10 protein-coding genes are annotated in these 8,479 nt (G+C 64.5%); all 10 read right to left on the bottom strand.

Annotated features, from left to right (window positions below; translation table 11 throughout):
• The coding region (locus RMO40_RS00130) for an MBL fold metallo-hydrolase (protein WP_309714756.1) at positions 1-751 on the bottom strand (751 nt) is incomplete at its 3' end.
• A gap of 174 nt (positions 752-925) precedes the next feature.
• The gene (locus tag RMO40_RS00125; protein WP_309714754.1) at positions 926-1,606 is read right to left on the bottom strand and encodes an FHA domain-containing protein; all 681 of its coding nucleotides are present in this window, start codon (positions 1,604-1,606) and stop codon (positions 926-928) included.
• Between the two features lie 66 nt (positions 1,607-1,672).
• On the bottom strand, positions 1,673-2,455 hold the full coding sequence (locus tag RMO40_RS00120) for a Stp1/IreP family PP2C-type Ser/Thr phosphatase (RefSeq protein ID WP_309714758.1): 783 nt from the start codon (positions 2,453-2,455) through the stop codon (positions 1,673-1,675).
• A 43-nt stretch (positions 2,456-2,498) separates the two neighbouring features.
• The gene (locus tag RMO40_RS00115; protein WP_309714752.1) at positions 2,499-3,746 is read right to left on the bottom strand and encodes a serine/threonine-protein kinase; all 1,248 of its coding nucleotides are present in this window, start codon (positions 3,744-3,746) and stop codon (positions 2,499-2,501) included.
• Positions 3,747-3,852: 106 nt separating this feature from the next.
• Positions 3,853-4,551, bottom strand: coding sequence for a YjbE family putative metal transport protein (locus tag RMO40_RS00110; RefSeq protein ID WP_309714750.1), 699 nt, complete (start codon positions 4,549-4,551; stop codon positions 3,853-3,855).
• Positions 4,552-4,688: 137 nt separating this feature from the next.
• Positions 4,689-5,582 carry a succinate--CoA ligase subunit alpha gene (sucD, locus tag RMO40_RS00105; RefSeq protein WP_309714748.1) on the bottom strand — a complete coding sequence of 298 codons (894 nt, stop codon included), beginning with the start codon at positions 5,580-5,582 and terminating at the stop codon, positions 4,689-4,691.
• Positions 5,583-5,600: 18 nt separating this feature from the next.
• Positions 5,601-6,761: an ADP-forming succinate--CoA ligase subunit beta gene (gene sucC, locus RMO40_RS00100; protein ID WP_309714746.1), complete on the bottom strand. Its 1,161-nt coding sequence runs from the start codon at positions 6,759-6,761 to the stop codon at positions 5,601-5,603.
• Between the two features lie 16 nt (positions 6,762-6,777).
• A complete protein-coding gene (locus RMO40_RS00095) occupies positions 6,778-7,368 on the bottom strand; it encodes a DUF2889 domain-containing protein (protein WP_309714744.1) in 591 nt (196 codons plus the stop codon).
• A 123-nt stretch (positions 7,369-7,491) separates the two neighbouring features.
• A complete protein-coding gene (gene recX, locus RMO40_RS00090; protein WP_309714742.1) occupies positions 7,492-7,959 on the bottom strand; it encodes a recombination regulator RecX in 468 nt (155 codons plus the stop codon).
• Positions 7,956-8,479: recombinase RecA family protein (locus RMO40_RS00085; protein ID WP_489660081.1), on the bottom strand; the 524-nt coding region annotated here is incomplete at its 5' end. The genes RMO40_RS00085 and recX, both read right to left, overlap by 4 nt.

Raw genomic sequence — 8,479 nt, 5'->3', positions numbered from 1 at the left:
CACGCAGGGCGCTCAAGCGATGCGAGGTCGCCAGGGCAGCCACTTCGTTCATCACCGCAGTCACTTCGCCGGGCTTGATGTGCGTGATGTGCACGTCGACGCTGCCACTCAATTGAGAGAGCTCTTGGCCGAGTCGTTTGGGACAGAGGTGCTGGCTCAAATGCGCCAACTCCCATTCGTCGTCGCTGAACGCAGTCTCGATCACGAGGTGCGCTACCTTCATGCTCAACAAACGCGCCCAGAGCGCCGGGTTAGGGCCGGTGTCGCCGGTGTAGACCCACCAACCCTTCGAACCTTGCAAGGCAAACCCGACCGCCGGGACGGTGTGGGTCGCACTCAGCACTTCAAAGTGCTTGCCACCCAAGGTCAACCCTTCGCCAACGGCGATGGGCCGCAGCTGCAGCACCGGCTTTTCTGCATTTGGGAGGCGCGTGAAATCGGGCCAGATGACGCCGTTGAAGATGTGTGCGCGCAGCGCTTCCAGCGTCTGCGGCAAGGCATGCACCTGGATCGGCCCGCGGCCTTGCGCGGCGCGCAGGCGCATCACGCTGTCGGCCAGCAGGCCGATGGCCAAGACGTGGTCGAGGTGCGAATGGCTGATGAGGATGTGATCGATCTGCGCCAGCGCTTCGAGGGGCAGATCGCCCACCCCTGTGCCTGCGTCGACCAGCACGTCGTGGTCGACCAAGAAGGAGGTGGTTCGGCTGCCTTCGGCAATGGCGCCGGAGCAGCCTAGAACGCGAATTTTCATGGGTCTGGGAACGGGCTGGGCCGCAGTAGGGCACGAGCGAGGCGCTGCAACGCAATGCTGAGGTCACCGGCGTGCCGCTGCAAGGTGCCAATGTCGCATTTCGCGGCGATTGCGCCGTGGCGCACTCACTCGCAAGCCCGCGGCGTGAAAAGTGTCACGCCGCCTGCGGCGCGCTCAGACCTGGATGAACTGCATCTGCGTGCCGGCGAGTTCGATCACGTCGCCGTTCTTCAGGTGCAAAGTGTCGCCCACCAGCGGGTTGCCGTTGATGGTGGGGCGGTTGGCGCCTTCCACGTGGGCGAACACATAGCCGCCCGGGCGCTTGGTGATGGAGGCCACCTGCACGCCGGGTTTGCCGACGGTGGTGACCACCTTGGTGAGGGCGACTTCGCGGCCCGCCGCAGCGCCATTGAGCACCTTGATCGTGCCCGGCACGACGGTCTGGCCCAGGCCACCAAAGCCGGAGTTCGGGCCGCCCTGAGCGGAGGTGTGGGCAAAACCATGGCTGTAGCTGGCCGGAGCAGGGGCGCCCTGCTTCATGATCATGGTCTTCTCGTAGTCGGTGCCGTCGTCCACGAGGTACTTGATCTTGTACTTGCCGATCTCGACCGTGTCGTTGTGGGCCAGCAGCTGCTTCTTGACGGCCTTGCCGTTGATGTAGGTGCCGTTGGTGCTGTTGAGGTCTTCGATGAAGACGTCGGTGCCCACCATTTGCAGCACGGCGTGCTCGCCGCTGACTGCCAGGTTGTCGATCACGATGTCGTTGTAAGGCCTGCGGCCGAGGGTCGTCTTGTCCTTGGTGATCTGCACTTCCTTGATCACCACACCGTCGAGCGATACGACCAGCTTGCCCATGCTTGACCTCAGTCTCTTATCTGTTTCTTGGCCCACTTGGCGGCCGAAAATGGCGGTGTTGCCAACCTAGCGCCTGAACGGCCACCACGAACGGGGTGGGCTGCTTTGCCCACGCACCCGAACCAACACCACCGCGATATTATCCTTTCCACCCGCGTCATTGGCTGCGTCAATCAGCCCCGCACCCGCCTCTTCCAACGAGTCGTGCGCTTGCAACACTTGTGCAATGCCATCGTCGTCCAGCATGTCCGACAAGCCGTCGGAGCACAACAGGTAAATGTCGCCCGGCATGATGTCGTGCAAGTGGGTCTCGAGCAGCACAGTGTCTTCAACACCCACTGCGCGTGTCACCAGGTTCTTGTTGGTGGAAAACGCGGCTTGTTCGGGGGTGATAAGGCCAGAGTCGATCTGCTCTTGCAACAAAGAGTGATCGTGCGTGATCTGCACCAGCCGGCCACCGCGGAAACGGTAACCGCGGGAATCACCCACGTGGCCCATGAGCAGGCGGCCATCGCGGAAAGCGCCCACAACGAGCGTGGTGCCCATGCCGGCGTACTGCGGGTTGGAATTGGCGGCGTTGAAGATGGCGCGGTTGGCGTTGTCGACGCAAATGTCCATCGCGCGGCGCACATCGGTGTCTGAAGCATTGCCCGAAGCCTCTTGCAGCCAGCGCCCAAGCTCGGTCTTGATGAACGAGGTGGCCATGCCGCTCGCCACTTCACCGGCGTTGTAGCCGCCCATGCCGTCGGCGAGCACAACGAGACCGGCGGCCTCTTGAACAGCGATGGAATCTTCGTTGTTGTTGCGAGCGCGGCCGGTGTCCGTGGCACTGAAAAACTCTAGCGACATGGCGGTGGCGAGCGCGGGGAGATTCATCGAGCTTTCAAACCCATCAGAGACTGGAATTGTGCCCTGTATCGGCACGCTCCATTTTCACCGTGGCCGCGAATCCGCTGGAATCGGGGGGGGCCGCGCTCGCATCCACCGGCCTGGGCTGCGCACCTGCCGCCTGCAGGCGGGCGGCCACCGCTCGCAGGTCGGCCGCCAGCTGCTGGCCACTGGGGTAGCGGGCTTCGGGGCGTTTTTCGAGTGCCAGCGCCACCACACGGGCCAGGCCTTCGGGCAGGTCGGGACGCAGGCTGCGCACGTCGGGCGCAGGGTCGTTGGCGATCTGGTGCATGAGCGTGGCCATCGAGTCCGAGCGGTGCGGCAGGCGGCCGGTGAGCAGCTGGAACAGCATCACGCCCAATGAGTAGAGGTCGCTGCGGCCATCGACGCGACGGCCCGCCATCTGCTCGGGCGACATGAACGACGGTGTGCCTAACACCATGCCTGTGCGGGTGCGTGCCGAGTCGGAAACGCGGGCGATGCCGAAATCGGTGACTTTCACCAGGTCGCTCGGCAGGTCAAGCATCACGTTGGCGGGCTTGATGTCGCGGTGCACCACGCCTTGGCTGTGCGCATAGGCGAGCGCCTCGGCCACCCGGGCCACGACGTTGAGCACCGTGATGACTGGCAGCAGCTTGGGCGCCTGTGTGTAACCCTGCAAGTCGTCGCCCTTGAGGTACTCCATGGCGATGTAGGCCAGCTCCTGGTCTTCACCGGCGTCGAAGATGGTCACGATGTCGGGGTGCTGCAGCCGGCCGGCGGTTTCGGCCTCGCGGAAGAAGCGCTCGCGCGCCTCCACCAACTCGTCACCTGCGAACTCGCGACTCAGCGCCATGGTCTTGATGGCCACCTGACGACCGATCTTCGGGTCGCGCCCGAGGTAGACCGCCCCCATGGCACCGCGGCCCAGCTCACGCTCGATGCGGTAGCGCCCAAGGGTGGCGCGGTCGGGCAAGGCGGCGCCGGCAGGGCGCAGGGGCTGGGCAAGCGAGGGCGCGGCGGCGGCGCGCGGCGCTGAAGGCACCCGGGGCAGGCGCTGGCCCAGCACCCAGCCGATGTGGCCGAAGACCAAGGCCAGCACCACCGGGAACACCCAGCCCATCGGCACCGACAACTGCCACCACAACAAGCTGCCCACCGCGATCACGCTGCTGGCGAGGATCACCGAGGTGGCGATGGCAGCTTCGCGACGCAAGCGCGGCAACAGCCAGCCCAGTTCGCCAAGCACCAGCAACAGGGCCAGCGCGCTCAACGCCCAGCCGGTTCCCGTCGTTCGGAAGAGGTGCTCCGTGATGCCCAAAACCCGTTGCCTCACCTAGCCGCATGGAGCCGGCACGGTATCACAGGCCCACCGGGAATCAGGCGGTTTTGCTGCGCCGCATCTTGATCGCCATGCCGAGCAGCCACACCAGCGCCGCGCCCGCAGCACCCACCGCGTAACGCAACCAGGCATCGCCGGGCACATACGGCACCACTGCAGGGTCGGTGATGGCCATGGTGCCGGCGATCCAGCCGAGCAACATGCCGCCCAGTGTGATGATGAGCGGGAAGCGATCCATCAGCTTGATCACCAGCTGGCTGCCCCACACGATGATGGGGATGCTGACCAGGAGGCCGAAGATCACCAGCGGCATCTGGTGGTCACCGCCCGCAGCCTGGGCGGCGCCGGCGATGGCGATCACGTTGTCGAGGCTCATCACGAAGTCGGCAATGATCACGGTCTTGACGGCCGCCCACAGCTTGTCACTGGCCTGGATGTTGGCGTGGCCTTCTTCGTGCTCGGGCACGAGCAGCTTGACGCCGATCCACAGCAGCAGCGCCGCGCCGACCAGCTTGAGGTAGGGGATGGCCAGCAGCGTGAGCGCAAAGAAGATCAGCACCACCCGCAGGATGATGGCTCCGGCGGTCCCCCACAGGATGCCCTGGGTGCGCTGCTTGGGTGGCAGCTGGCGGCAGGCCAATGCGATCACCACCGCGTTGTCGCCACCCAGCAGGATGTCGATCATGATGATCTGGCCGACTGCGATCCAGAACTCGGGCGTCATGAACTGTTCCATCTGCAGATCTTTCTCGTTTTGGCGGTCAAAATTGTAAAAGCTGGCGCGGGGTTTCCGGGTGCGTGGAACTACGTGATCCACCAGCAAAAAGGCCGCGCGAGCAGCGCGGCCTCATGGGCGTCAGTCGGGCCGCTCGGTCAGATCAGACCCTTGAGCAGCCTGCCCATCTCCGACGGGTTGCGCGTCACGGTGAAACCGCACTCTTCCATGATGGCGAGCTTGGCATCGGCCGTGTCGGCACCCCCCGAGATCAGCGCGCCGGCGTGGCCCATGCGCTTGCCGGGGGGCGCGGTCACACCGGCGATGAAGCCGACGATGGGCTTCTTCATGTGGGCCTGGCACCAGCGGGCGGCTTCGGCCTCATCGGGGCCGCCGATCTCGCCGATCATGATCACCGCGTCGGTCTCGGGATCGTCGTTGAAGAGCTGCATCACGTCGATGTGCTTCAGCCCGTTGATCGGGTCGCCGCCGATACCCACCGCGCTCGATTGGCCCAGACCGATCTCGGTCAACTGCGCCACGGCTTCATAGGTCAGCGTGCCGGAGCGGCTGACCACGCCAATGCGGCCCTTGCGGTGGATGTGGCCCGGCATGATGCCGATCTTGATTTCATCGGGCGTGATGAGACCGGGGCAGTTGGGGCCGAGCAGCAGCGTCTTCTTGCCGCCCTTGGCTTCTTTCTGCTTCATCTTGTTGCGCACTTCCAGCATGTCCTTGATGGGAATGCCTTCGGTGATGCAGATGGCGAGATCCAGGTCAGCCTCGACGGCTTCCCAGATGGCGGCAGCGGCGCCGGCGGGCGGCACGTAGATCACGCTGACGGTCGCGCCGGTGTTCTTGGCCGCGTCTTTCACGCTGGCGTAAATGGGAATGCCTTCGAAGTCTTCGCCGGCTTTCTTGGGATTCACACCCGCGACGAAGCAGTTCTTGCCGTTCGCGTAGTCACGGCACATGCGGGTGTGGAACTGCCCCGTCTTGCCGGTGATGCCTTGGGTGATGACCTTGGTGTCTTTGTTGATCAGGATGCTCATGTTCGTGTCCTCGGTCTTTTACTTCAGGGCGGCCATGACTTTTTGGGCCGCTTCGGCCATCGAATCGGCGCTGATGATGGGCAGGCCGGAATCCTTCAGCATCTGCTTGCCCAGGTCTTCGTTGGTGCCCTTCATGCGCACGACCAGCGGCACCGACAGGTTGACCGCCTTGCACGCGGCGATCACGCCTTCGGCAATGGTGTCGCAGCGCATGATGCCGCCGAAGATGTTGACCAGAATCGCCTTGACCTTGGGGCTCTTGAGCATGATCTTGAAGGCTTCGGTCACCTTCTCGGCAGTGGCGCCACCACCCACGTCGAGAAAGTTCGCCGGCTCGCCGCCGAAGAGCTTGATGGTGTCCATGGTGGCCATCGCCAAGCCGGCGCCGTTCACCAGGCAGCCGATGTTGCCGTCGAGCTGGATGTAGGCCAGGTCGAACTTGCTGGCTTCGATCTCGGCCGGGTCTTCTTCGTCGAGGTCGCGGTAGACCACGATCTCGGGGTGGCGGAACAGGGCATTGCTGTCGAAGTTGAACTTGGCGTCGAGCGCCTTGATGTTGCCGTTGCCTTCGAGAATCAGCGGGTTGATCTCGGCCAGCGACGAGTCGGTGTCCATGTAGACCTGGTACAGCTTCTTGAACACGTCGATCGCCTGCGCCTGCGAGGCGGCCGGCACGCCAATGCCGTTGGCCAACTCCACACCTTGCGCGTCGGTCAAACCGGTCAGCGGGTCGACGAAGACCTTGATGAGCTTCTCGGGCGTGTTGTGGGCCACCTCTTCGATGTCCATGCCGCCTTCGCTGCTGGCCATCATCGCGATCTTCTGCGTGGCGCGGTCAGTGACCGCAGCGACGTAATACTCCTTCTTGATGTCGGCGCCTTCTTCGATCAGCAGGCGGCGCACCTTCTGGCCTTCGGGGCCGGTCTGGTGGGTCTTCAACTGCATGCCGAGGATCTCGCCCGAAAGCTTCTTCACTTCGTCCAGCGAGCGCGCCAGCTTCACGCCACCGCCCTTGCCGCGGCCGCCCGCATGGATCTGAGCCTTCACCACCCACACCGGGCCGCCCAGCTTTTGCGCAGCCTCGGTGGCCTCTTGCACGCTGAACGCGGGGTAACCACGCGGAACCGGCACGCCGGCTTGGCGCAAGATTTCCTTGCCTTGGTATTCATGAATTTTCATCGCGGACTCTCTTCACTCAGTTTCGGGGAACGGTTGACGGCGGGTGGGATTCGGAGGCGGCCGGTTTGTACCAGCGAGGGTAGTAGCTGCGCACCACGTTGCCATCGGTGCGCAGGGCATGGCAGCGGTCGAGCTGAAAGGGTTGTTTGGCATCGGCACCATCGCCGCGCGTGTTGATCACGTCGCCGGCAAAGGCCTGCACCACGGCCGTGGGCAGCACTTGAGCGAGTTCCGTCAGGTGGGTGCAGCCGGCCACGCCGCCCAGGCGTTCGAGCACGGCGAAACGGAAACCCTTCAGCAGGTTCAGACCGACCAGGCGGCCATACACGTCACCCAACTGGTCGCACTCACCGGGGTAGGGCATGGCGCGCGTTTCGGAGCCCGCTTCGAGCACGTTGAAGCGCTCGTCGATGACCAGGCGCAACAGCATGTCGTGGATGGGGTCGCCCGCGCGCCGCACGCCGTTGGCCAGGTCGGCATCACGCGTCTTCACGTCGGTGATGACCGCGTCGACCTCCCACAGCCCTGCGCCGCGTGCATAGATCTGCACATCGATGCGGCGGGTGTGCTTGAGCAAGCGCTCGGGCGCGGCGGGGGGCAGGGCCATCGAAGCAGAAGGTGGGTGTAGGGATTGACGCGCCAGGAAGATGAAGCCCTCCCGGCAAACCGGGGAAATGTAGCATTCTGCACCGCAGCAAATTGGTGCGGGTGTGCGGCTGGCGGGGTCGGCTCAGTCGTCGCCGGCGCCTTGCACGACCCGGTGAATGACCTCGCTGGAGAAGCCACGCCCGGCCAAAAAGCGCATCTGGCGGGCGCGGTCAGCGGCCTCGGCCGCAGGCTGACCGAACTTGCGCGACCAGACCTCGCGGGCCCGGGCGAGCTCGCTGTCTTTCAGCTGCTGGGCCGCTTCGGCCGTCAGCACCACCCCGTGCTGGGCCAGCTCCTGGCGGATGCGCAGGTTGCCGAAACGCGCAGCGCGGGCATGCACCCGGCTTTCGACGAAGCGCTCTTCGCAGAGGTAGCGGTGGGCCTGCAACCAGTCGAGCACGGCCTCGACACGTTCGGTCGCGCTGGCCGCCTCGGCTTCTTCGTCTTTGCGGGCATGCACCAGCAGCTTGCGCCGCAGCTCACTGCGGCTGTGCTCACGCTGGGCGAGGATTTGCAGCCCGCGCCCCTTGAGCGACAGCCGCGGCTTCATGTCTCCTGAGCGACGACCGGTTCCTTGGGGGCGCGTGGCTTCTTGGCAGGCGCCGCGGCTTCGGCCTCACCGAGCGGCAGCAGCGGGATGCCGACCGCATCGCGCACCTTGTTTTCGATCTCGACCGACAAAGCCGGGTTCTCTTTCAGGAATTCGCGGGCGTTGTCTTTGCCCTGGCCGATCTTTTCGCCGTTGTAGGCGTACCAGGAGCCCGACTTTTCCAGCACCTTGGCTTCGACGCCCATGTCGATGATCTCGCCCTCGCGGCTGATGCCCTGGCCGTAGAGGATGTCGAACTCGGCCGTCTTGAACGGTGGCGACACCTTGTTCTTCACCACCTTCACCTTGGTCTCGTTGCCGATGACCTCTTCGCCCTTCTTGATGCTGCCGATGCGACGGATGTCGAGCCGCACCGAGGCGTAGAACTTGAGCGCATTGCCGCCGGTGGTGGTTTCGGGCGAGCCGAACATCACGCCGATCTTCATGCGGATCTGGTTGATGAAGATGACCATGGTGTTGG

Origin of the sequence: Rhizobacter sp., assembly GCF_031412075.1 — a bacterium.
In the GTDB taxonomy this organism is placed as follows: Bacteria; Pseudomonadota; Gammaproteobacteria; order Burkholderiales; family Burkholderiaceae_C; genus Rhizobacter.
The sequence above is the reverse complement of the archived record's forward strand: the minus strand, read 5'-3'. Positions and strand labels throughout refer to the sequence as shown.

Coding starts and splice junctions, on each gene's coding strand:
- RMO40_RS00125 (WP_309714754.1), bottom strand. CDS start 1,606: ATGGGCAAGCTGGTCGTATCGCTCGACGGTGTGGTGATCAAGGAAGTG.
- RMO40_RS00120 (WP_309714758.1), bottom strand. CDS start 2,455: ATGTCGCTAGAGTTTTTCAGTGCCACGGACACCGGCCGCGCTCGCAAC.
- RMO40_RS00110 (WP_309714750.1), bottom strand. CDS start 4,551: ATGGAACAGTTCATGACGCCCGAGTTCTGGATCGCAGTCGGCCAGATC.
- sucD (WP_309714748.1), bottom strand. CDS start 5,582: ATGAGCATCCTGATCAACAAAGACACCAAGGTCATCACCCAAGGCATC.
- sucC (WP_309714746.1), bottom strand. CDS start 6,761: ATGAAAATTCATGAATACCAAGGCAAGGAAATCTTGCGCCAAGCCGGC.
- RMO40_RS00095 (WP_309714744.1), bottom strand. CDS start 7,368: ATGGCCCTGCCCCCCGCCGCGCCCGAGCGCTTGCTCAAGCACACCCGC.
- recX (WP_309714742.1), bottom strand. CDS start 7,959: ATGAAGCCGCGGCTGTCGCTCAAGGGGCGCGGGCTGCAAATCCTCGCC.